This is a genomic window from Nitrospirota bacterium (assembly GCA_016212215.1).
Taxonomy (GTDB): Bacteria; Nitrospirota; 9FT-COMBO-42-15; order HDB-SIOI813; family HDB-SIOI813; genus JACRGV01.
This window is the reverse complement of record JACRGV010000005.1, coordinates 52,242-73,972: the sequence shown is the minus strand read 5'-3', so window position 1 is coordinate 73,972 and position 21,731 is coordinate 52,242. Positions and strand designations below refer to the sequence as shown.

The window sequence follows — 21,731 nt, the reverse complement described above, 5'->3', positions numbered from 1 at the left end:
TGAACAAAGGGGGGGATTGCCGTTGGCCATTGAGCACCAAAGGAACTTTCCCCCCCTTAACAAGGGGGGGCTTGGGGGGGTGGTTTTCATCCTCCTTTGTGAAACCTCCGTTTCATGACGGTTCATCCGAAAATAACCCCATCCCCACCCTAACCCTCCCCTTGAAGGGGAGGGAATAAACTTAGTACCCTCTCCCTCAGGGAGAGTGTCAGGGTGAGGGTGGGGGTCAAAATAGTTCCACATTATCTCCGAGGCTGTTATCCTTTATTGTTGCAGGGCCTGCGGCTACTGTTTCCATAATCTCATCCTTCTGATTTAATCTATTCAGGATATGCCTTTCTTCATCCACGGTGTATAACTTTTGAAGGTCATTAAACATATCGTTCTTAACAATATTTTTCCTGTTATTAACTTTTGATGTTACTTCACAATTCAGAGTAATAGCTTCTTCATTATCTAACTCTTCATTTTTTAATATACTGTCATAACTGCTTTCAAGTTTGCATAGTCTTTCTTTCAGTTTCTCAAGAGGCTCTATAACATGTTCTATCTCCTGGCGAGTAATATCCTGGAACTGTAAGGCATATAAGGCATTTTCTATGTCACCTGTTATCACGTTATAACTGCTTGTAAGTGTCTCCATTGCCTCAGAAATATTTGTAATGGATTCCCTGAACTTGTTTGTTACTTCTCTTAAAGAAGTGTCTGATGTCTGAATCTTATTAATGTCACTGCTTATCCTTGTCTTCATGTTTTTATGTATGTGATTTATCGTCTCCCTTGATGCCTTTGCAATCTTATTGATATTTGTAGATGTCTCTGTTGATTTAGTTGCAAGCTTTCTTACCTCATCTGCTACTACTGCAAAACCGCGTCCGTGTTCACCTGCACGGGCGGCCTCTATCGCTGCATTAAGTGCAAGGAGATTTGTCTGGTCTGCAATGTACTCTATTTCACTGACAAACTTTGATATGCCGTCAAAATTGGTTGAGATAGTCTGAAGCTCAGATAAAAACTCCTGACTCATCTTTGACATCTCACTCAGGACATTCAGGACATTGCCGGTGGCCTCTTCATTAATCCTGATTATCCTGTGAACATAAGACTCTCCAAAATCATTATCTTTTGATCCTATAAAGTAGTTGACCACAGTATTTGCCTCTTCAGCACCTTCTTTTGCCCTTGCAATAATCTCCCTGAAGGCACTTCCGATCTCGACTGCGGCCTTTTCAGTCTGATCTGTTATATTTCTCAGGTTATGAATAAGTATAGGGGTCATCTCGATTCCATACTGCGTAGCATCATGTACAGGAGGCAGTTGTATCACTGGTTTATTATCCTCAGAATTTGATTTATCTGTAACCGGTTTTTGAATATTATTTAAATAGTTCTTTGTAGATAAATATGTTATAAGCCCTGAAACTAAAGAAAGGATTATGCCGCCAGCTAACCACCAACCCTGTAGGGCTATAACAGAAATTATCAGTACCGGCAGTGTTGACAGAATAATATTAACTATCAATTTAAGATAACCTTTCCTTTGTCATTCCCGATTAAACACTTAGGGAATGACATTATGAATTATGTTTTTACAAAGATGAACCGAGCAGGATGAGATTATTAACAACACTTTCTTTAATATTTATAAATCTAATTCCTTTCAGATATTTTTTCGCAGAAATTAAAATCTGTACAGCCGGAGTTGTTATATCTTCAAGATTTCCTAAATCAACCACAAGTGATTTATTTGCAGTAGAGGATGCTGATGCAATCTTCTCTTTCAAGGCGGTTGCATCATAAATATCCAGAGAGTCCTGTTTAATAATTATGAGATTTTCTTTAATGTCACAGTTCATTGAAACTCCTTAATGTTTTCTTCTTATTACCTGTTATCCGGTATGCAATTAATCGGCTTCATTTTTCGGAAGGTTTAGGGATTATTTGAAATTATCTTCACGAGCCTTATCTCATTACCCTTTTCATTAAACGAGACCTCGTCCATTATCAGTTTTATCAATGCGAGACCTCGTCCATAACTCTTTGTTAAATTTTCCGGCAGTGTAGGGTCCTGTACCTTTTTATATGAAAATCCATGCCCGTCATCCCTGATAATAAATGAGACCTTGTTATCCTCAAACAGATACTTCGCATATATTTTCTTGTTTGCATACTTTGGGTCTGTTAATCGCTTTTCTTTAAATTTCTCATATAATGAATCATCCGAACTATAGGTTCTTACAAAGTCCGGTATCTCTAAATTACCATGGTCTATGGCATTAGAAATGGCCTCATTCAATGCAGTGTTGATCTTTTTTATTTCCTGCGGAGGTAATAAATTTCTTGCGAAAAGAGGGGCGGTAAGCGCTGTTATGGATTCTTTAATATCAATCTGATATGTGCTCCATGTAAATTGAGAGGTATCAGGTACCTCAAAACATAGCAGGGTAATATCGTCTTCATACTTCTCATACGCATAATATTCATTTATCTTATCTATAAGTTCTGTTGTTAATCCCTTGTGTGAATCTCTTATATTTATTTCCTTTACCAGATAATGTATACCATCAATCCCGATAAATTTTCCATCTGAGTTTTTGATTTCTATCAGCCCGTCTGTAAATAGTATGATTTTATCTCCGGGGTTTAATTCAATAGTATGTACTGAAGGATTTAATTGATTTGTAAATCCAAGACAAAAACCTTTGCTGTTTATAATATCTATAATCCCATTTTTGCGAATAATGAAACCAGGCGGATTACCTGCTGATGAATAGATAAATTTGTTTTGTCCATGGTCTATTATCCCAATCAAGGCTGTTATGAATTCTCCTGCCTGGATGTATTTCATTATTTCATTATTTATCTCTTCAAGTAATTTATCCGGGGAGATATCATCATTCTTTTTAATCATGGAGTGTAACAACATTCTCAGGATGATATTGATAAATGCCGCAGGTACCCCATGCCCTGCTACATCACCAATAAACACTGTCACCTTACCGTCTGCATGTGGAATAACATCAAATATATCCCCGCCGACCTTATCAATTGGTCTGTAAAAAGAATCTATCTTGATATTATTAATTTCCTTTGTATCAAGAGGCATTAGTTTCTGCTGAATATATTTTGCCAGGTCAAGATTATCTTCAAGCTCCCTGTTTCTGTTGTTGAGTATCCTGTTTTTGTTCTCTACTTCCTCCTGCAGATGCTTGATTCGCAACTGGGTCTTTACCCTTGCTGCAAGCTCATCAAAGAAGAATGGCTTTGTTATGTAGTCATCTGCATGGGCATCGAATGCCTCTAATTTAGTACGGATATTATTGTTGGCGGAGATCATAATAATAGGGAGGTTTTGAAGCTTGCCTGTTTTCTTTATAATCTTTATTAACTCTAAGCCGTCGAGACCGGGCATCTCAATATCTGAGATAAGAAGGTCGAAATGGCTCTTATTTAATTCTTCCAACGCCTCGTTACCATTCCGTGCAGAAGTAACATTATATCCTATATTGGTCAGAAAGCCTCTGACCAGACGGTGAGTCATAGGATCATCATCAGCGATTAGGATATTTTTTTTGGTGTTGAAAGATGGCAGCATAATTTCCTTATTACTCTATCTTTATATTTGCAAATGGATTTACAAACTGTGTGGAGTTATTATTTTTATCAGAGGTTGTAAGCACTACTATATCAACCCTTCTGTTTTTAACCCTGTTTTCCTCTGTATCGTTGTCTGCTAAGGGCCTGTATTCACCATATCCTATTGCAGTCAGTCTCTTGGGGTCAATCCCATCTGCAATGAATCGTCTTACAATGCTTGTTGCCCTTGCAGATGAAAGCTCCCAGTTTGAAGGGTAGATAGGACTTTTTATAGGCAGGTTGTCTGTATGTCCTTCAACCTGCAGGTTCTCACTCATACTTGAAAGCACGCCGATTAGACCGTCAACTGACTCCAGTGCATCTTTTCTTATTTCTGCACTTCCTGAATCAAAGATTGCAGTATCGGTAATTCTGATTATGATACCCCTCTTATCATTAAAAACATGGATCTTTTCTTTTACCTGTAATTCCTTCAGAACTTCCCTTATGGCTACTATTTTTTCAACCTGATACTGTTTTTTCTCAGAGGCCTGCATATTCGGGCCGACATCTATTCTCTTTGATTTATAATTGGATGGGTTGAACGCGGCCTGAGCAGAGTCGCTTACTGCCCTGTACTTTCCTTCATTTACTGATGAGGTGGAGTACATCGTAACAAAGAAGGCAAACAGCAGTGTTATAAAATCTGCATAAGACACAAGCCATCTTTCATGATTTTCATGCTCTTCATGTTTTTTCTTTTTATGCGACATAGGTTAATTGACCTTATTCTATTTTGCTGTTTTACTCTTTTCCTTATCAAGGAATCCTTCCAATTTTTCCTTCATCAATCTTGGGTTTTCTCCGGTAGCGATTGCAACAAGTCCTTCTATTATCATTTCCTTTAGTACACCTCTTGCCCTGATTTTTATTTTTATATTTCCGGCAAGCGGCAGGAATAACAGGTTTGCAGAACCGACGCCATATACTGTTGCAACAAATGCTGTAGCAATACCGCCGCCGAGTTTACTCGGGTCGGCAAGATTTTCCATAACGTGTATGAGACCGAGCACGGCTCCAAGAATTCCCACAGTCGGTGAAAAGCCGCCGAATGATTCAAAAACCTTTGCAGACAGCGCCTCTCTTTCTTCTTCATACGCCATCTCAATACCGAGGATCTTTTCAAGTGTCTCCGGTTCGGTTCCGTCAATTACATATTGGATGCCCTTACGAAGAAAAGGGTCCTGAATATCTCCGACCTTTGATTCAAGGGAGAGTATGCCCTCTTTCCTTGCGATATTTGCAAACCCTTCGAGCTGATTTATATAGCTCTCATAATCAACCTTTGATTTTAGTATGGCACCAATGGCCAGTTTAAAGGCATTCATGAAGGGCTTAATAGGATAGTTGACCATTACTGCACCGAAGGTACCTCCTATAACTATTAAGAAGGCAGTGAACTGGAGGATTGAACCTATATTTCCACCCTCAATCGCCTGACCTATCAGGATACTTGCAATGGCAACTATAATCCCTAAAGGGATGAAGATATCCATTTCTTATCGTTCCTCTTTTACATCTTTTAAAGATGTTGTTAATAAATATGGATTTTCATGGGCAGTTGTATATACCTTGCAAGTCCGGCATTTATTTTCATTATCAATACAACAATCAATGGATGTCCCCAATGACCAGCAAGTAGATTTATTATCTGTAAAGACCCTGCAATTCTCTCTTAAATCAGCAGGGCATTTAAGAATCTTATAGCATGGATTTGTAAGCAGGAGCCTTCGGATACCTTCGTAATTCAGACCTTCTTCATGTATTAGCTTCCATATCTGAATAATCCATTTTACCTCACCATGAGTAAAAAGACGGTGATTGTTCTGAGAATCCCTGTGCGTCCTCAGCAATCCCTGACGCTCATATTCGCGTATTGTTCCAGGAGTTATACCGGTAAGTTTTGATGCAACACGCATTGTATAAACAGATTGAATTTCAAGTTCCAGTGACATGGTTAATGCAAAAAAATATCGGTGTTGTCACAACAAACTTGAGGCAGCCACCATGAGGTAATTTATTGGATATGAACATAAGATACTTGTGACGTTCGTCGCAGGTAAATTATGATTATCAATTTCTAAATAGGTAGGCAAATATGGCTTTTTCATCCGGCAGAAAATGCCTTATTATCAATTATTAATTATCAATTATTAATTATCAATTATCAATTATTAATTATCAATTATCAACTTTGTTTTAAATTTCAACAGGTTAAGCGATGCTAAATTTAAAATTTAATTATGGCACATTCATTGCTTAATACCTTTTTTATGAACAAAGGAATTTATCCGGCATTGTCCGGCGGGGTAGCTTATGAAAAGATGCTGAGTGTTATTTCCAATAATCTTGCAAACATTAATACCTCTGGTTTTAAGGCTGATAAAACAGTATTTAAGGTGGATATGCCGGATGAAGTAAATGTAACTCTTCCGGTTACACAAGATACAGCAAGCGCAGAGAATTTGTTGCCGCCTGCTGATAATACACTTATAGAAGGTCCTTCAGATAAATATTTTACAGCAATTGACTCGCTGTACACGGACTTTAATCCTGGAGTTGTTAAACAGACCGGTAATCCGCTTGATCTGTCAATTGATGGCAATGGTTTTTTTGTGGTCAATACACCGGATGGCGTCAGATATACAAGGAGCGGGAACTTCACTGTAAATTCTTCCAATACACTTACAACTGCAAGTGGACATATAGTTATGGGAGAGAATGGCCCAATAATATTAGAAGACGGCAAGATAAGCATTAATGCAGAAGGGACGATCTCAGTTAATGGTAGTGAAGTGAATAAGATTAAGGTTGTTGATTTTGTAAATCCGGGCAGCCTTATGAAAGATGGCGGGAATCTTTTTAAAGGGGCAGATGAAAAGGCCCCTGAGTCATATAAGGTTGTGCAGGGGACCATTGAATTATCAAATGTAAACCCGGTTGAAGAGATGGCCTCAATGATCGAGGTGTTAAGAGGTTATGAGACATATCAGAAGGTAATGACAACAATGGATGAGACATCGGCAAAGGCGAATGAGATAGGAAGGGTGTGAAACAGTGAATAGTGAATAGTGAATAGTGAATAGTGAATAGACTTCTAACCATTCACTGTTTACCATTCACCATTCACCATCTATGAGTCACTCTTTAGAATAAACAATGGAGGGTAGTAAAAAATGATGAGGGCATTGTATATTGCGGCAACGGGGATGGAGGCACAGCAGCTTAATATAGATATTATTTCCAATAACCTGGCGAATGTTAATACAACCGGGTTTAAAAAGAGCAGGGGGGATTTTCAGGATTTGCTTTATCAGACTATTAAGATGGCGGGTTCATCGTCCGGCGGTGGTACTCAGGTGCCTTCAGGGATTCAGGTAGGTTCAGGTGTCCGTCCTGCATCTGTCCAGAAGTTGTTCAGCCAGGGGGATTTCCAGAATACGCAGAACCCGCTTGACCTTGCAATAGAAGGGGATGGGTTCTTTCAGGTCTCAATGCCTGACGGGACCACGGCTTATTCAAGGTCAGGGTCATTCAAAAAAGACAGCACCGGCAGAATGGTAACGTCAGACGGTTATCCTGTTGAGCCTTCTATAACCCTTCCTGCTGATACGGTCAGTATTACGGTAAGCGCCAATGGCATAGTCTCTGTACTTCAGGCAGGAAATCCTGCACCAACTGATGTTGGAACTCTGCAATTGATAAAGTTCTCCAATCCAACTGGACTTAATTCACTCGGCAGGAATCTCTTCCTTCCAACAGCCGCCTCCGGTGAAGCCATAACAGGCACACCGGGTGAAGCAGGATTCGGGACAATTGCACAGGGATTCTTAGAGGCCTCCAACGTCAACATCGCAGAAGAGCTTGTAAACATGATAATAGGGCAGAGGGCTTATGAAATAAATTCCAAGGCAATGCAAAGTGCTGATGAGATGATGAGGACGGCGAATGAGGTTAAAAGATAGTGGATAGTGGATAGTGATTAGTGAATGGTGAATAGTTAATGGTGAACAGAAGAAAGAAGTTAGAAGCAAGAAATCAGAAGCAAGAGAGGGACAAAGAATATTCCCTCCCCTTCAAGGGGATGGTTAGGGTGGGGATGGGGTTCACAAATGGGCATGAAAATAAGCGGGACAAGAATGTCCCGCCTATCCTCGTAGAAATGGATAGGCGGGGTTTTCCAACCCCGCCGGAGGAGATTTTCGAGTGAACAATGTTAGAGCATATAGTTTAATAATTTACAGTTGGCTGATAATGTTCCTTGCAGGAATATCATTAGTTGCTATAACTCCTATTTCTGCTTATACAGCTAATAAAACGCTTTCTATAACTGAGGCGGAGAAGTCCATTAAAGAATATATTACTTCACATTCTCCATGGGAGGAGTCTCAGATAAAGGTGAAGAATGTATCAATTCCTATTACAGTAAATATTCCACAGGATGGTGGATATGAAATAACGGCATCGCCGAAGTCAGCCCTTATTGGAAGGACTGCATTTTCGCTGAATGTTAAAGGTGATAATGTTACAGCTCAGACATACTGGATAACTGCTGACATAGAGGTGTGGGTGGATGTTGTCCTTACTTCACGTTCATTAAAAGATCATCAGATTATCAGTGGAAGTGATATATATACAGGCAAACAAAACCTGAGTGACCTCCCTGCGGGTTATCTATATAACACTGATGATGTAATTGGAAAAAGACTTAAAAGGTTTGTTGCAGGGAACAGGCCGCTTTCAACAGATATTTTAGAGGAACCTCCATTATTTAAACGCGGAGATAAGGTATTTATTATTGCAGAATCAGATAACCTGAAGATTACAACAGTAGGCACTGCTTCAGAAGATGGATACAAAAACAGACCTGTTAAGGTCGTAAATATACTATCAAAAAGAGAGGTCTTCGGGGATGTAATAGATGGCGGTACAATAAAGGTCAGATGGTAGGGGGCACTGTATGAAATACATCATTGGAGTACTATTATTTATTGCAGTAATAAGCATGAATACTGTATATGCCGGGCAGATAAATGAAAACGATAAGGCCCCCTCACCCGGACCCTCTCCCGCCAGGGGAGAGGGTGCTAAGTTTAATCCCCTCCCGCAAGGGGATGGGAAATTAGTTGAGCAATCGAGGGGTCAGGGGGATATTCAGAATTCCCCCCCTGTAGTTAAGGGGGGGGGAGGGGGGGTGGTTTCTAATGGCCATGAAAACAACGGTTCTCTCTGGTCTGAGGATAAACCACAGTCATTCCTTTTCAGTGACTTCAGGGCAAACAGTGTAGGGGATATCCTTACAGTACGGATAGTAGAGAGTTCAAAGGGTAATAAGAATGCGTCAACCAAGACTGAGAAGGATTCAAGTATCTCAACCTCATTATCTGCATTATTCGGGATACCGACAGACAAATTATCAAAAGGGTCAGTAGGCGCAGAGACCAGTGAAAAACATGATGGTTCAGGGACTACCTCAAGGAGCAGCCAGCTCACTGCTGTTATGACAGCAAAAGTCCTTGATGTATTGCCTAACGGTAACCTTGTAATTGATGGTAAAAGAGAAGTTGTTGTAAATAATGAAACCCAGATAATCTCTATAAACGGGATAATCAGGCCCGAAGATATAGGCCCCGGAAATACAATATTGTCATCTTATATTGCCGATGCAAAGATTACATATACAGGAAGCGGTGTTATCGGCGATAAACAACGTGTAGGCTGGCTTGTGAGGGTGATTGATTTTATATGGCCGTTCTAAAAGGCAGTGAATAGTGAATAGTTAGCAGAAGCAAGAATTCCCCCTCCCTTGACGGGAGGGGGGCAGGGGGAGGGTGAGCATAGGCGGTTGTTAGCATAGGTTAGAAGGAAGAAATTATAAGCAAGAAACAAGAAGCAAGAAGTTAGACACTAAGATTCCCTCTCCCTCAGGGAGAGGGGTAGGGTGAGGGTGGGGTTTTACAGGTGAAATCATGAAAAAGATTCTATCATTAACATTATTAATATTTCTCCTCTTTGCCGGCGTTGCCCATGCTGTTCGTGTGAAGGATGTGGCTACTGTTGGTGGGGTGAGGGATAATCAGCTTGTCGGTTATGGCCTCGTGATTGGGCTTAATGGTACCGGTGATAAGAAGGGGACTGATTTTACTATTAGAAGTACAGCAACAATGCTTACAAAAATGGGTATTACTGTAGACCCTTCGGTTATAAGTGTTAAGAATATTGCGGCTGTTGTGGTTACTGCGAAGCTTCCGCCATTTGCAAAAAAAGGGAATAAACTTGATGTGATAGTTTCGTCAATCGGGGACTCCACAAGTCTTCAGGGAGGGACACTTTTGATGACCCCTCTGAAAGGTGCAAATCAGGTTGTGTATGCAGTTGCACAGGGGCCAATGTCCCTTGGAGGGTATACCGGAGGCTCTGAGGGTAATAGTGTTCAGAAGAATCATTCAACTGTAGGCAGGATTGCAAATGGTGCAATAATAGAGCGGGAAGTAGAGATGGATATGAATGCCAAAGATGAAGTTATGATCTCTCTGAGACAACAGGATTTCAGTACAGCAGTCAGGCTTTCTGATTCAATTAACCGTTTTACTCAGAAGAAACTGGCCTATCCAAAAGACTCAAGCACTGTTGTTCTATCTATACCTGAGGAATATAAGAATAGGGTTGTAGAGCTTATAGCATCTGTAGAAAATCTTGACATTAAAGTTGATGCGCCTGCAAGAATCGTTTTAAATGAACGTACCGGCACTGTGGTTATGGGAGAGAATGTAAGAATATCAACTGTAGCCATATCTCATGGGAATCTTACTATTCAAATAAAGACACAGATGAAGGTCTCTCAGCCCGGGCCATTTTCAAAGGGCGAGACAGTGGTTGTGCCTCAGCCTGATGTCTCAGTTGATGAGCCGCAGGCAAGGCTGATGGTACTGCAGTCAGGTGTGACAGTTGATGAGGTTGTAAGGGCACTCAACTCTGTCGGTGTTACGCCGCGCGATTTGATAGCAATACTGCAGGCGATTAAAGAGGCAGGGGCGTTGCAGGCGGACCTTGAAATAATATAGTGAGCAGTAAGCAGTAAGCAGTTAGCAGATAAAAGAAGCAAGAAGTTAGAAGCAAGAAGTAAGAAGCCCCCCCTCCCCTTAATCCCCTCCCGCAAGGGGAGGGGAGATTAGACGAGCAAGCAAGAGGGGAGAGGGTGCTATGTTTATTCCCTCCCCTTCAAGGGGAGGGTTAGGGTGGGGATGGGGTTATTTTCACATGAAAATAGATCAATTAATGCAGGGGACGAATATTCCAACATCTAAGACAGATGTTGCGAAGGCGGCTAAAGAGTTTGAATCGTTCTTTGCATTTTACCTTTTGAAGGTAATGAGGGAGTCTGTTCCGAAAAGCGGATTACTGAATTCAGGGATGAGTGAAAATATCTATAATTCTATTATAGATGAAAACATCGCAGAAGGTATTGCAGCTAGAGGCGGTCTTGGGCTTTCGGACCTTTTAATCAGGCAAATGGAAGTAAAAGATAAAGGAGTAAAATAGTTTTAATAATCTCCGGTACTTATGCCGATATAAAGGCAATTTAACTAACTATATCCGGAGGATTATATGAAAATTATTGGACAGAACATCCCAAAAAATCCTGAGAATCAGGCAGCAACAGGTGTAAATGTAGTTCGTACGACTTCGCTGGTTAAGGGTAAAAATGACGGAGATGCAGATGATGTTAATAAGCCGGGGTATTCAGATGACAGGATTGAAGTGTCCGACAGGGCAAAAGAGTTTAACAATATTAAGACTGCTGTTAAGGGAATGCCGGACATCAGGGAGGAGAAGGTTAAAGAGGTGTCGGATCAGGTGAAGAACGGGACTTACAGGGTTGATGCAGAATCGGTTGCATCAGGTTTAGTAAAAGAAACCATTGCAGACAGGCTGATTAAATAGTTAATAACATAGAGGGTTGTAGTGGATAAGAATTTTGAAAATCTCCTGGAGATACTTGAAAAAGAGGTTGATGTTTACCATGAATTTTTGAGTATTCTTCAGGTTGAGAGGCAGTATATGGTAGACCTGTCATTAGATAAGCTGCATGAGTGTGCTAATCATAAGGAGACCATAATATTAAACCTAAAGATATTGGAAGAATCCCGGGTTGACGTAACAGGGATGATTCAGGATGAATACCATTCCGGGCCGCTTACATTATTAATGATAATTAATATCGCCCCAATGCGTTATAAGAAGGCCCTTGAATCATGCCGCTCAAACCTTTTGTCTCTTGTAAACAGCATAAGAGAGATAAATCAGATTAACGGAATCCTTGCAGAGAGGGCGGTGAACTATACAAGAACTTCTCTAACATTCCTGAACCGTCTTATCCATGAACTGCCGGTATATCGCCCTACAGGTCAGATTGAACAGGGTTATCAGACAGGCAAATTGGTCTGTAAAAAGGCATAGAGATATGGGTATATATGACATATTTGATATTGGAAAGCACGGGATCAGGGCACAGCAGACCGCAATCCAGGTAACGTCACATAATATATCGAACATTAATACTCAGGGATATTCACGTCAGGAGGTTGTATTTGATGAGGCAGATCCGGTTAATGGAAATCCCGGTCAGATTGGTAAGGGGGTAAATGCCGCTACAATAAGGAGAAAATACGATAGCTTTATTGAAAGTCAGTTAGTAGACAGCAGGGAGAGTTTCGGTAATCTTGACATAAAGAAATCAGCCCTTTCAAAGCTCGAGACTATGTTTTATGACTCACAGGGTTCAGGTATTAACAGACTTTTGCAGGACTTCTTTAAGGCATTTCATGACCTTTCTGCTAATCCATCAGGTACACCTGAGCGGATATCTATTTTGTCTAAGGCAGGGGCATTTGCCGATACCATCAACAGCACTTCTACAAATCTTCTACAACTTCAAAAAGACATGAATACCCAGATAAATCAGACCGTAACGAATATAAACAGCATTACATCACAGATAGCAGACCTGAATGTTAAAATCAGTCAGGCGGAGAATGGCGGACAAAATGCAAACGATATCAGGGACAAGAGAGGGAATCTCTTAAATGAACTTTCAGATAAAGTAGATATTTCATTTTATGAGGATGCTTCCGGTCAGGTTTCAATTATAGGCGCAGGCTCTGCCTTACTGGTAGAGAAGGGCAAGTCATGGAATTTAGGTGTAGAAAGTAATGCTGATAATAAAGGATACTACAATATAGTATTTGATCCCTCCGGCAATAACAGTGTTGATATAACAAACAATATCTCAAACGGTAAACTCAAAGGTCTGGTGACTGTCAGGGATAATACAACAACAGCTATTATTGATAAGGTAGACCGATTTGCCGCGGCTGTGGCCAATGAGATTAACCAGTTGCACAGGGGGGGATTCGGACTTGATGGTTCTACAGGAGAGAATCTGTTTACACCTGCGTTTGAGGCAGGGGATGCAGTCTCTGTGAGCCCACAAAGCACAAATACGAATAAGACCGGAGTGGATGTAACCATAGATGACCCGTCTATTCTGACTTATCAGGATTATGAACTCACGTTTTCAAGCGGGAGTTATATAATTACAAATAAATCCACCAATGAGTTGCAGTCCAATGTTTATGCTGACCCTGCTGTTGTAACTTTTCAAGGACTTTCTTTTAATATTACAGGTGCTCATGCTGATGGAGATATATACACAATCAGTGCACATAAAGATGCCGGAAAAAATCTGACGGTTGCCTTATCATCGTCTGAGACTGACAAGATTGCGGCCGCAACTGTTAATGCCGACAACAGGGGTGATAACAGGAATGCTGTTGCCATATCACAGCTTCAGGATGAACTATCTGTAGACGGCACGTCAACATTTAACGGCTACTATAGCTCAATTGTCGGGGCAATAGGGGCTGACTCACAGTATGTAAACAGTTCTTATACTGCACAGGATTTCTCATTAAAGCAGATGGAAAACATGAGGGAGTCCGTATCCGGGGTTTCTTTGGATGAGGAGATGACAAATCTGATGAAATATCAGCGTGCTTATGAGGCATCTGCACGTCTTATAACAGTCGGTGATGATATGCTTCAAACCTTATTGGGGATGTTGAAATAAAAGATGCGGGTATCGGATAAGTCATTATATAATACAATTACCAATAATCTTCAGGCCGGATTAGAGAGACTTTTACAGTTACAGGAAAGCGCCTCGTCCGGTAAAAGGATTAACCGGCCTTCTGATGACCCTTCCGGTGTAATTAAGGTCATGGATTATGATACTGCGATATCGAAGGTTGAACAGCATGAGAGGAATGTCGGTAATGGAAATTCTAATTTAACTGCAACAGAATCTGCAATATCAAGTGTTCAGGAGGTTGTTCAAAGGGCAAAGGAACTTACTGTACAGGCATCGGATGCATCGAACGACAGTTCTGACAGGGCAATAATTGCAAAAGAGGTTGAGCAGATATACAATCAGGTATTGTCAACGGCAAATACAAAGGTGAACGGCAAATACATCTTTGCAGGTTATAATAACAGCACTGCACCTTACAGCTCAGATGGTACTTATAACGGGACTTATCCCGGCGGCTACATGGAAGTTGAGGTGGACTCAGGTTCTACAGTAGAAATAAATATGCCCGGTTACATGGTATTCGGTTCTTCAGCGTATGGCACAAATATACTTAGTGCTCTCAATAGTCTTCAGACTGCCCTTGAAAATAACAACACTGATGGAATAGGCACTGCCATGACAACACTTGATTCTTCGCTTGAGCAGTTGAATAATGCTCGTGCAGAGGTCGGGGCAAAGACAAACAGGTTAGATACTGCAAAGAGTTATCTGAGCAAATTAAAGCTTGACCTTACGGATTTTAAGAGTCAGACAGAGGATGCCGACCTGACTGAGGTAATAACAAAACTAACTATGCAACAGAATAGTGTGGAGATTTCAAGGGCATCTGTTTCAAGGGTACTTCAGCAGTCTATTATGGATTTTCTTAAATAAGTAATAAAGAAGTTACTAAGTCTTACAATGCCAGGGAGGGCATAAAATGCTTATATTGACAAGGAGGTCCGGAGAGGGATTAAGGATTGGAGAGGATATTAAGGTTGTAATACTTGAAGTAAAAGGAAATCAGGTCAGGATAGGTATAGAGGCACCGCAGGAAATACAGGTTCACAGGGATGAAGTTTTTGAAAGGATTAAGGCAGAGAACATAAAGGCAGCATCCGTAACGCCTGATTATTTACAAAAGCTGTTTAAGTTATGGACTGATAAGAAAGAGTAAGCAGTTAGCAGAAGTAAGAAGTTAGATGTAAGAAGCAAGGATATCACAAGAAATCCACCCTTACATGGAATTGACGGGATGGGGTTGTCGTTACCCCAGAATTCCCTCCCCTTCAAGGGGAGGGTTAGGGTGGGGATGGGGTTAGATATTGAAAGGAGCATTTCAGGTGAAACTATTTACTAAAAGGTTCGGTGAGATTGAGATCGAGGAAGAGAAGATAATACATTTTCCGCATGGCATATTAGGATTCCCGAATATCAAAAGATATATTGTATTAAATCATCTGAATAAGCCTGATATACCCTTCAAATGGCTTCAGGCAATAGACAGTCCTGAACTTGCTTTTGTTATTACTGACCCTTTGTTATTTGAGCCTGCTTATAACCCTTCTATTAACGAACAGGAGTTAAAGGAACTCGGCATTAAAGATTTATCTGAACGCGGTATTATTGTTATTGTTACAATACCGCATGGTGAGCCTGAAAAGATGACGGCAAACTTACAGGGGCCTGTTGTTGTTAATCTAAGTTCAAGAACAGCAAAGCAGATAGTCCTTACAGGAGAAGAATATCAGGTTCGTTTTCCATTATTGAACAACATGCCCGCTGTGGCCGGCTCTAAGGCGTAATACCGGAATAGAGATGACAGCGGTTATCCCTGCCAATGTCATTATGAAAGAACCAGGCTCCGGTACAGGTGCAGGGGGCAGCTTAATCTCCGGATCTTTTTCAGCGATATCCACATAATTAATTGACACAGGGTTCCAGTTACCGAACACTGGTGCTAAATCATAATTACCAAAAGAAAGCCCTCCGGCATCCGATTCATTGTAAACAGAGCCTTTTAATACTCCATCAACATATCCCTCATAATAATCTCCATTTCTCTTCACAGAAAATTTGTGGCTATCATCTGATGTATCGCCGTCCCATATTATTTTTTCTTTATTTTCCCTTGAATCCCACATTTTAAATCTTCCAATGTAATTGCTTTGGTAAACATAAGCTATCTTGCGGTAATGCTGGTCATCATAGATAGCCATGCCGTCACCAAAGTTACGTGGGCTGGTTATATAGTGCATCATTGTAGTGAGTGTCCAGTCGGAATCTATCGGGAATGGATTATACTTAGTGTATATTTCAGGGAAACCATCACCACTCGATGAATAATTAGTGGAATACAACAACAGAGAACCATTTAAGAATCGGTATGACCCGTATTTCAACTTTATATTCCATTTTGATTCATCTAAGCTGTTTTGATTAAAGTCATCAAAGAAAATAGTCCCGGCATTTCCAGTGTGTCCGCATATTAAGAAGATTGCATGGATGAATAAAGCTATGATTGTTACATTGATTTTTGTTTTGGACATAATTGATCCTCCTCTGAAAAGATGTTAATTGTTAATATCTATTCAGGTATAAAGAGCAACATGTGTGCCTCAATAAATTAGTGAATGTATCTATTTGTTATGATTGATTAAATTAGAATTGTTACCCAATCATTGCAGAACGGGATTGCATAATTTAATAGGCATAAGATAAGATTAAATAAACAGATTTATGGTCAGGCGGCCATGCCGATTATTTTTCCCCGAGTCTCTATTAAATGCCCAGTCAATGTATTGACAGTTTATCGTTTAAATTGACATAAGGGCCGCTTTATAAATATCGCTAGTTAAACTGCTCTTCAAAGTATTATCCTTAAATATCAATTAGTTATATAGCGTCAAAAAAAACATATCTTTATGGCATATTGATTGCAATTTAGGGTCTCAGGGCAGAACAGTTTTATAAATTTAAAAATCAGGAGGACTCTGACATGCTTTCGTTGTGCATGATTGTACGTAATGAGGAAAGACATATTAAGAGGTGTCTTGAAAGTGTGCAGGGTCTTGTTGATGAGATAATTATTGTTGATACGGGTTCAGTTGATAATACGGTTAGTATTGCAAAAGAATTTGAGGCAAAAGTTTATTTCCATCAATGGGAAAATGACTTCAGTAAGACACGGAATGAATCCCTGAAGCATGCATCCGGAGATTGGATTCTTGTTTTGGATGCAGATGAGGTTATTGCAAAGAAAGACCATGAGAGGATTAAGACATTACTTACTGATGAAAATCACCCCCCCAAGCCCCCCCTTATAAAGGGGGGGATAATTTTGAAGGATAACGAACATCCCCCCCTTAACAAGGGGGGGCTTGGGGGGGTATTTTCGAGCGAAAAAGTTACTGGTTACCGCTTTGTCCTCAGGAATTATCAGGATAATGGCGGGATTGCAAACTGGTACAGTGTTGAGAGAGATTGTCCTGAAGCACTTGGTGCATCCGGCTATGTACCTGCATACCTTGTCAGGCTGTTCCGCAGGGGAGACGGGATTCTTTTTCAGGGCGTTGTACATGAAGTGGTTGAGTACTCTATAACGGATAGAGGCGGCATTATCGTTCTTACGGATATTCCCATTCATCATTATGGAAGGATGCTGGAAAAGGGGCGTATGGACCAGAAAAATCAAATATATGTGGAGGCCGGTGAGAAAAAGGTTGCGTTGAATCCTGAGGATGCACGTGCACAAAGGGACCTTGGAACCCAGTATATTGAAATGGGATTATTCAGAGAGGCAGAAACCGTCTTAAAGAAGGCTGTAGAGCTTGACCCGTCATCAGCCCATGCACATTTTAACCTTGGTGTAGCTTATGAGAATTTGGGGAAAAAGGCTGAGGCAAAATCATGTTATCTTGAGGCATTAAGACTTGAAACAGGAAATGTCGGTGCAAGTAATAATCTTGCCGGCATATTGAATGAAGAGGGTAGATTCGATGAGGCAAAGGGTTATTATGAAAATGCAATAAAAGCGAATCCTGACCACTATATTGTTTTATTCAATTACGGAATATTACTTGAGAAGGTTTCTGATTTTCTGAAGGCTATTGAATGTTATGAAAAGGCCCTTTCAATCAAACCGGATTTCCCTGATGCATATAAAAGACTTGGGCATGTAAGTATGAAGCTCGGAGACAATGTCACCGGAGATGCCTTGGTTAGAAAGGCAGAGGAGCTTGAGCATACGGATAAGGCAAACCAGACCCCCGCTAATCCCCCCCCCTCCTGCCTCCCCCCGCAAGTGGGGGAGGAATTTGGAAGTAACATAATTGCAGCCCTCCCGCAAGGGGATGGAAAGTCAAGAAGTGTCGAATTGCCGCCCCCTCCACAAGATTCCCTCCCCTTCAAGGGGAGGGTTAGGGTGGGGATGGGTTTAACTACGCCTGAACCACGCCTCTCCCTCTGCATGATTGTTAAGGATGAAGAAGAATATCTTTCCAGATGTCTTGAAAGTGTCAAAGGTTATGTAGATGAAATAATCATTGTGGATACAGGCTCAACTGACCGTACTATTGAGATTGCAAAGGGGTTTGGCGCAAATCTAATTAATCATAACTGGGAAGGTGACTTTAGTGCGGCAAGGAATGTATGCCTTGAAAATGCAGGCGGTGAATGGATACTTGTATTGGATGCAGATGAGGTTATTGCTGAAAAGGATATAAAGAAGATACGGGAAATTATTAAGCATCCTGGGATAGATGCATATAGTCTGATTCTGAGAAATTATGAATTTAAGGGTGGAATCACAGGATGGCATCATAACTCTTATGATTATGAAGAAGGTAAAGATTACCCCGGATATGGAGAGGTACCGTTAACGAGGCTTTTCAGGAGGAAAGAGGGATTAAGGTACATAGGAAAATCGCATGAGGTCGTTGAACCATCAATGAGTAATTTAGGTATATCAATTATAAATACAGATATACCTGTTCATCATTATGGTTACGTCAGGAGTGATCGTGATAATAATAAAAAATTTGAATATTACAGGGAGTTGGGGGAGAAGGGGATACAGGAAAACCCGTTTGATTCTAAATCTATGTGTGACCTCGGCAGTCATTATACCGCATCAGGGGATTATTTCCGTGCTGAGGAGCTGCTGAAAAAATCCCTTGTAATTGATTCATCAAGAAAGAGGACGCATTTCAATCTCGGTGTCCTCTATGCAAAACAGAATAACTATGTCGAGGCATTAAAATATTTTACAAGCACACTGGAGCTTGACAGGAGAGATGCAAGCGCAAGATATAACTGCGGTCTGATGCTGGAGGCACTGGGTTTTCCACAGGATGCCTTTGATCAATATCGTGAGGCCATCTCATCTAATCCTGAGCATGCAGAGGCTATATTCAGGCTGGCATCACTGCTTAAATCCAATGGATATGTGGAAGATTCGACCACTTTTTATCGCAGGGTTCTTGAGATCGAACCTAACCATGAAGGGGCAAAAAAGATTGTAAGACCTGAGGTAAGAAGTCAGAAGTAAGAAGTTAGATGCAAGAAGTAAGAAGTAAGATGTAAGATGCAAGAAGTAAGATGTTAGAGGTAAGAAGTTAGAGGTAAGATGCAAGAAAAAAGAATGACCCACTCACCAGGGCCATCTTCCGCCAGGGGAGAGGTTGCTATCTTAATTCCCCCTCCCTTGACGGGAGGGGGTAGGGGGAGGGTGGGCATAGGAGAAGTCTTATATGAAAATTGCAGTGTTTCAAGACTCAGCGGGATTTATAGAACCTGAATGTGTTAATGCATTTCAGAGCCTGGGACATAAGATAAAGGTCATAAGCCTTGATAGGGACCCTGCAAACCCTGACATAACACTTCCCTATAATATTATTGAAAGGGTATCTGAGCTTCTAACATTTATGCCTGACCTCCTGTTTATGGTGAACGGCAATGGAATTGACGAGAGGGGTTTTATTCCAAGGATAGCGGCATTATTAAAAATACCTCTTGCCTTATGGTACGTGGACAGGCCGGATACGCTTGAGAACTGGAATAAAGAAAATATATCACCGACTACTGTAGTGTTTGTAACAGATAAATCTTATGTTGGAGATTTGAGATATTCAGGGATTAAGAAGGCATTTTTCCTGCCGCTTGCAACAAACCCTGCACGATTTAGTGAAGGAACAGAACAATATAAAGACAGATTAAAGGATATTGTCTTTGTAGGGAAATTAGATAGAGAAAAGGCTAATACATATTTCAATACACTGAAAGACAGGTGGCAGAACAAACCTGCTGATTTTGATAATATTTTTAAAAGGATTATCAATTCATATCGAAACAGATCAGGAATATCAATAGAATTAATATCTGAGACAACATTTAATGATTGCGGTTTTCCATTTAGATTTCCCTCAAATGATATTAAGACCCTGTTTTATAATTCAGTAGAGTATATGGCTAATGTCCTTCACAGGACTGAGACTATCAGGGCATTAAAGCCTTTTAATATAACAGTATGCGGCGGATGGGAATGGCTTGATGTAGTTGATAAGAGACATTATCTCAATGAGGTAAATTATTTTTCAGGGCTTGCCTCAATATATAAAAATACCAAGATCAATCTCAATATATCAAGAATGCAATTAAGGACTGCTGTTAATCAGAGGCTGTTTGACGTACCTGCTTCAGGAGGTTTTCTGATTACAGATTTTCGTGAGGATGTTGAAGAGCTATTTGCATCAGGCAGGGAGATAGTCAGTTACAGGAATATTGAAGAGTTAAAAGGCCATATAAGATATTTCCTTTCTCACCCGGATGAAAGAAGAAAGATTGCAGATTCTGCAAAAGAAAAGGTCATGGAGAAACATACTTTTGAAATAAGAATGTCGGAGATGTTTAAGTATGTGAGTTTATGTTTAACTGATTCAGAGTACAGTGAACAGATGAACAGATTGATACGGACGGACCACAGTTACATAGATGCGTTGAATCTTCTTGGGGCTGCTGCTTATGAGATAAAGCAGAATGTTCTTGCAGAAGAGTTTTTTAAACTTGGATTATCCTTAGACCCGTTTAATACTGATGGAAAAAAGGGATTGGCGGTTATCAACAGGATTGCCGGAAAAAGAAGACTTGCAACAGCGTGAATTTGGAGGAGACAAATGAAGGTAGTTATTCTGGCAGGTGGAATGGGTACACGAATCAGTGAAGAATCTCATCTCAAGCCTAAGCCTATGATAGAGATAGGTGAAAAACCCATTCTATGGCACATTATGAAGATATATTCCCATTATGGTTTTAATGATTTTATTATCTGTCTTGGATATAAAGGAAATGTTATTAAAGACTATTTTGCCAATTACTTTGTATATGAGTCTGATGTTACCTTCAATTTCAAGAATGGAAAAGAGGTATATACACACGAGCATTTTGCTGAAAAATGGTCAGTAACATTAGTCAATACAGGATTGGAAACAATGACCGGCGGCAGGGTAAAACGTATACAAAAATATGTAGGGAATGAACCGTTTATGCTGACTTATGGTGACGGGGTTGCAGACATAAACATAACAGAACTGATCAACTTCCATAAATCTCATGGTAAGTTTGTCACAGTCACCGCCCTTCAGCCGCTTTCCAGATTCGGTGCAATGCATATAAACAGCGCCGGCGTGGTGGATGGATTTAAAGAGAAGCCTAAGGCCAACGGCAGTTGGATTAATGGCGGTTTTTTTGTTATGCAGCCTGAAGTCTTTGATTATCTGCATGAGAATGACCCGAATCTTGAGGTAAATGCCCTGCCGGGATTACAAAGGGATAAACAGTTTATGGCTCATAAGCATTTTGGTTTCTGGCAGCCTATGGATACGATGCGTGACAAAGTATATCTGGAGGAACTCTGGAAATCCGGAAAACCACCATGGAAAATATGGGAGTAGTTCATCTGAACTAAAAA

The 21,731-nt window shown here is 40.5% G+C and carries 22 protein-coding genes and 1 pseudogene; 16 read left to right on the top strand and 7 right to left on the bottom strand.

The annotated features are described in order from the left end of the window. Positions 1–823: 823 nt before the first annotated feature. The 6 genes and pseudogenes from HZA08_00625 to HZA08_00600 all read right to left on the bottom strand — a co-directional run bounded on the left by HZA08_00625 (position 824) and on the right by HZA08_00600 (position 5,591). Positions 824–943: pseudogene (locus HZA08_00625) on the bottom strand (hypothetical protein). A 646-nt stretch (positions 944–1,589) separates the two neighbouring features. Next, positions 1,590–1,856 (bottom strand): hypothetical protein, encoded by a 267-nt coding sequence (locus tag HZA08_00620; GenBank protein MBI5191929.1) that lies wholly within the window; start codon positions 1,854–1,856, stop codon positions 1,590–1,592. Between the two features lie 74 nt (positions 1,857–1,930). After that, positions 1,931–3,595: a SpoIIE family protein phosphatase gene (locus HZA08_00615; GenBank protein ID MBI5191928.1), complete on the bottom strand. Its 1,665-nt coding sequence runs from the start codon at positions 3,593–3,595 to the stop codon at positions 1,931–1,933. 10 nt (positions 3,596–3,605) lie between these two features. Beyond that, the gene (locus HZA08_00610; GenBank protein MBI5191927.1) at positions 3,606–4,349 is read right to left on the bottom strand and encodes an OmpA family protein; all 744 of its coding nucleotides are present in this window, start codon (positions 4,347–4,349) and stop codon (positions 3,606–3,608) included. 18 nt (positions 4,350–4,367) lie between these two features. Beyond that, positions 4,368–5,132 carry a flagellar motor protein gene (locus HZA08_00605; protein MBI5191926.1) on the bottom strand — a complete coding sequence of 255 codons (765 nt, stop codon included), beginning with the start codon at positions 5,130–5,132 and terminating at the stop codon, positions 4,368–4,370. 3 nt (positions 5,133–5,135) lie between these two features. Further along, on the bottom strand, positions 5,136–5,591 hold the full coding sequence (locus HZA08_00600; protein ID MBI5191925.1) for a MerR family transcriptional regulator: 456 nt from the start codon (positions 5,589–5,591) through the stop codon (positions 5,136–5,138). A 318-nt stretch (positions 5,592–5,909) separates the two neighbouring features. Between HZA08_00600 and flgF the strand changes: the two genes are divergently transcribed. The 13 genes from flgF to HZA08_00535 all read left to right on the top strand — a co-directional run bounded on the left by flgF (position 5,910) and on the right by HZA08_00535 (position 15,570). Further along, positions 5,910–6,689, top strand: a complete 780-nt coding sequence (gene flgF, locus HZA08_00595; protein ID MBI5191924.1) for a flagellar basal-body rod protein FlgF — start codon at positions 5,910–5,912, stop codon at positions 6,687–6,689. Between the two features lie 123 nt (positions 6,690–6,812). After that, complete coding sequence (gene flgG / locus HZA08_00590) at positions 6,813–7,601, top strand: flagellar basal-body rod protein FlgG (GenBank protein ID MBI5191923.1); 789 nt, start codon at positions 6,813–6,815, stop codon at positions 7,599–7,601. 38 nt (positions 7,602–7,639) lie between these two features. Beyond that, a complete protein-coding gene (locus HZA08_00585; protein MBI5191922.1) occupies positions 7,640–7,846 on the top strand; it encodes a hypothetical protein in 207 nt (68 codons plus the stop codon). Then, positions 7,843–8,586, top strand: coding sequence for a flagellar basal body P-ring formation protein FlgA (gene flgA, locus HZA08_00580; protein ID MBI5191921.1), 744 nt, complete (start codon positions 7,843–7,845; stop codon positions 8,584–8,586). Before HZA08_00585 ends, flgA begins: the two co-directional genes overlap by 4 nt. 10 nt (positions 8,587–8,596) lie before the next feature. Then, positions 8,597–9,394 carry a flagellar basal body L-ring protein FlgH gene (locus tag HZA08_00575; protein ID MBI5191920.1) on the top strand — a complete coding sequence of 266 codons (798 nt, stop codon included), beginning with the start codon at positions 8,597–8,599 and terminating at the stop codon, positions 9,392–9,394. A gap of 211 nt (positions 9,395–9,605) precedes the next feature. Then, positions 9,606–10,700, top strand: coding sequence for a flagellar basal body P-ring protein FlgI (locus tag HZA08_00570; GenBank protein ID MBI5191919.1), 1,095 nt, complete (start codon positions 9,606–9,608; stop codon positions 10,698–10,700). Positions 10,701–10,896: 196 nt separating this feature from the next. Then, a complete protein-coding gene (locus HZA08_00565; protein ID MBI5191918.1) occupies positions 10,897–11,178 on the top strand; it encodes a rod-binding protein in 282 nt (93 codons plus the stop codon). 66 nt (positions 11,179–11,244) lie between these two features. Further along, complete coding sequence (gene flgM / locus HZA08_00560) at positions 11,245–11,580, top strand: flagellar biosynthesis anti-sigma factor FlgM (GenBank protein MBI5191917.1); 336 nt, start codon at positions 11,245–11,247, stop codon at positions 11,578–11,580. A 21-nt stretch (positions 11,581–11,601) separates the two neighbouring features. Beyond that, a complete protein-coding gene (locus tag HZA08_00555; protein MBI5191916.1) occupies positions 11,602–12,096 on the top strand; it encodes a flagellar protein FlgN in 495 nt (164 codons plus the stop codon). 4 nt (positions 12,097–12,100) lie between these two features. Then, complete coding sequence (gene flgK, locus HZA08_00550; GenBank protein ID MBI5191915.1) at positions 12,101–13,765, top strand: flagellar hook-associated protein FlgK; 1,665 nt, start codon at positions 12,101–12,103, stop codon at positions 13,763–13,765. Positions 13,766–13,768: 3 nt separating this feature from the next. Then, positions 13,769–14,659: a flagellar hook-associated protein FlgL gene (gene flgL, locus HZA08_00545; protein ID MBI5191914.1), complete on the top strand. Its 891-nt coding sequence runs from the start codon at positions 13,769–13,771 to the stop codon at positions 14,657–14,659. A 46-nt stretch (positions 14,660–14,705) separates the two neighbouring features. Next, positions 14,706–14,942, top strand: coding sequence for a carbon storage regulator CsrA (gene csrA / locus HZA08_00540; protein ID MBI5191913.1), 237 nt, complete (start codon positions 14,706–14,708; stop codon positions 14,940–14,942). Positions 14,943–15,108: 166 nt separating this feature from the next. After that, on the top strand, positions 15,109–15,570 hold the full coding sequence (locus HZA08_00535; protein ID MBI5191912.1) for a flagellar assembly protein FliW: 462 nt from the start codon (positions 15,109–15,111) through the stop codon (positions 15,568–15,570). Here HZA08_00535 and HZA08_00530 read toward each other — a convergent pair. Then, a complete protein-coding gene (locus tag HZA08_00530) occupies positions 15,529–16,314 on the bottom strand; it encodes a hypothetical protein (protein ID MBI5191911.1) in 786 nt (261 codons plus the stop codon). The two genes, HZA08_00535 and HZA08_00530, sit on opposite strands and share 42 nt — an antisense overlap. A gap of 449 nt (positions 16,315–16,763) precedes the next feature. On the opposite strand from HZA08_00530, the gene HZA08_00525 reads away from it, so the two are divergent. From HZA08_00525 to rfbF, 3 genes are all read left to right on the top strand, one after another. After that, positions 16,764–19,313, top strand: a complete 2,550-nt coding sequence (locus tag HZA08_00525; GenBank protein MBI5191910.1) for a tetratricopeptide repeat protein — start codon at positions 16,764–16,766, stop codon at positions 19,311–19,313. 202 nt (positions 19,314–19,515) lie between these two features. Next, a complete protein-coding gene (locus HZA08_00520; GenBank protein MBI5191909.1) occupies positions 19,516–20,922 on the top strand; it encodes a glycosyltransferase in 1,407 nt (468 codons plus the stop codon). Positions 20,923–20,937: 15 nt separating this feature from the next. Beyond that, complete coding sequence (gene rfbF / locus HZA08_00515; protein ID MBI5191908.1) at positions 20,938–21,714, top strand: glucose-1-phosphate cytidylyltransferase; 777 nt, start codon at positions 20,938–20,940, stop codon at positions 21,712–21,714. Positions 21,715–21,731: the final 17 nt, after the last annotated feature.

Bases quoted from the DNA above. Each gene is read 5' to 3' on its own strand.
- rfbF (MBI5191908.1), top strand. From the start codon at position 20,938: ATGAAGGTAGTTATTCTGGCAGGTGGAATGGGTACACGAATCAGTGAA.
- flgL (MBI5191914.1), top strand. From the start codon at position 13,769: ATGCGGGTATCGGATAAGTCATTATATAATACAATTACCAATAATCTT.
- HZA08_00605 (MBI5191926.1), bottom strand. From the start codon at position 5,132: ATGGATATCTTCATCCCTTTAGGGATTATAGTTGCCATTGCAAGTATC.
- HZA08_00530 (MBI5191911.1), bottom strand. From the start codon at position 16,314: ATGTCCAAAACAAAAATCAATGTAACAATCATAGCTTTATTCATCCAT.
- HZA08_00585 (MBI5191922.1), top strand. From the start codon at position 7,640: ATGGTGAACAGAAGAAAGAAGTTAGAAGCAAGAAATCAGAAGCAAGAG.
- flgK (MBI5191915.1), top strand. From the start codon at position 12,101: ATGGGTATATATGACATATTTGATATTGGAAAGCACGGGATCAGGGCA.
- HZA08_00520 (MBI5191909.1), top strand. From the start codon at position 19,516: ATGAAAATTGCAGTGTTTCAAGACTCAGCGGGATTTATAGAACCTGAA.
- HZA08_00570 (MBI5191919.1), top strand. From the start codon at position 9,606: ATGAAAAAGATTCTATCATTAACATTATTAATATTTCTCCTCTTTGCC.
- flgF (MBI5191924.1), top strand. From the start codon at position 5,910: ATGAACAAAGGAATTTATCCGGCATTGTCCGGCGGGGTAGCTTATGAA.
- HZA08_00565 (MBI5191918.1), top strand. From the start codon at position 10,897: ATGAAAATAGATCAATTAATGCAGGGGACGAATATTCCAACATCTAAG.
- HZA08_00600 (MBI5191925.1), bottom strand. From the start codon at position 5,591: ATGTCACTGGAACTTGAAATTCAATCTGTTTATACAATGCGTGTTGCA.
- HZA08_00525 (MBI5191910.1), top strand. From the start codon at position 16,764: ATGCTTTCGTTGTGCATGATTGTACGTAATGAGGAAAGACATATTAAG.
- HZA08_00610 (MBI5191927.1), bottom strand. From the start codon at position 4,349: ATGTCGCATAAAAAGAAAAAACATGAAGAGCATGAAAATCATGAAAGA.
- csrA (MBI5191913.1), top strand. From the start codon at position 14,706: ATGCTTATATTGACAAGGAGGTCCGGAGAGGGATTAAGGATTGGAGAG.
- flgM (MBI5191917.1), top strand. From the start codon at position 11,245: ATGAAAATTATTGGACAGAACATCCCAAAAAATCCTGAGAATCAGGCA.
- HZA08_00575 (MBI5191920.1), top strand. From the start codon at position 8,597: ATGAAATACATCATTGGAGTACTATTATTTATTGCAGTAATAAGCATG.
- HZA08_00615 (MBI5191928.1), bottom strand. From the start codon at position 3,595: ATGCTGCCATCTTTCAACACCAAAAAAAATATCCTAATCGCTGATGAT.
- flgG (MBI5191923.1), top strand. From the start codon at position 6,813: ATGATGAGGGCATTGTATATTGCGGCAACGGGGATGGAGGCACAGCAG.
- HZA08_00620 (MBI5191929.1), bottom strand. From the start codon at position 1,856: ATGAACTGTGACATTAAAGAAAATCTCATAATTATTAAACAGGACTCT.